The sequence below is a fragment of the Polaromonas sp. P1_E1_2 genome, from assembly GCF_056406035.1.
On record NZ_JBFUAZ010000943.1, the window covers coordinates 1 to 1,017 of the forward strand.

1 protein-coding gene is annotated in these 1,017 nt (G+C 63.7%); it reads right to left on the reverse strand.

The window, feature by feature from the left end; all coding sequences use genetic code 11:
- Positions 1-140 precede the first annotated feature (140 nt).
- On the reverse strand, positions 141-1,007 hold the full coding sequence (locus AC1D1P_RS24285; protein ID WP_477674785.1) for a GNAT family N-acetyltransferase: 867 nt from the start codon (positions 1,005-1,007) through the stop codon (positions 141-143).
- Positions 1,008-1,017 lie beyond the last annotated feature (10 nt).

Below are 1,017 nucleotides of genomic sequence, written 5' to 3' on the forward strand. Positions count from 1 at the left end.
GGGTGTGCCCAGGTGGATGTCGGAAATGAAGATGGTGCGATAGCGCTTGCGCAGCGAGTCGTCGTCATCGCCATCACGATCGTCGTTGTTCGCGACTAAGCCATTGCCCAGCGCGCCCATGGCGTCAAACATGCTGCGCATCAGGCCTCCGAAGGGCTGCCCGACACAGGCCTGCCGGAAAAATGCTTGAGGTAGCGCGGCGGCAGGTCGGCGATGCGCATCATCATGGGCAGGTCGGCCGAATTGAAGTCCGGGTCCCAGGCCGGTGCGCCCAGCACCTTGGCACCCAGACGCAAATAGCCCTTGATCAGCGCGGGCGGCTCCACGTCCAGCGTGTCGTCCAGCTTTTCCACCGGCAGCGCCAGGCGCGGCGTCACGCGGTATTCAATGGGTGCCAGATGCGTTTGGCGCACCTGGCGCCAAATGCTGGCGGCCGCATGCCCGCTGGACACACCGTTGTGCTGCATCGGGATGCTGGCGCAGCCGATCATCGTGTCCAGCTGGTTGCGGACCATGAACTCAGCCAGCGCACCCCACAGCGCCAGGATGACGCCGCCGTGGCGGTGGTCGGCATGCACGCAGCTGCGGCCCAGCTCGACCATGCGCTCACGCAGGGAGCGCAGGCGGGTCAGGTCGAACTCGGTGTCGCTGTAGGTACTGCCCACGCGCTTTGCCTGGGTGGGCGTCAGCACACGGTAGGTACCTATGACTTCCTGGCTGTCGGCATCGCGCACCAGCAGGTGTTCGCAATAGTCGTCAAACAGGTCCACATCGTGGCCTGGCAACGTCTTCGAGAGGTTCGCGCCCATTTCGAGCGCAAAGACCTGGTACCTCAGGCGCTGTGCCTGCCGGACCTCGTCCTGGTGCCGGGCCCAGCTGACCGTGATTTTCCCCACGGCAGGCCTTTGAACAACGGCGGGAATGACAGCATGACCGCTTTGATGAAGTGACCCCCGTGGCATTGCGACTGGCGACAATGCAAAGGTGGGATTGGGCAGTTCTTTCATGGCTAACTCC

Excerpts from the sequence above, each read along its gene's own strand:
- AC1D1P_RS24285 (WP_477674785.1), bottom strand. The coding sequence starts at position 1,007 with ATGAAAGAACTGCCCAATCCCACCTTTGCATTGTCGCCAGTCGCAATG.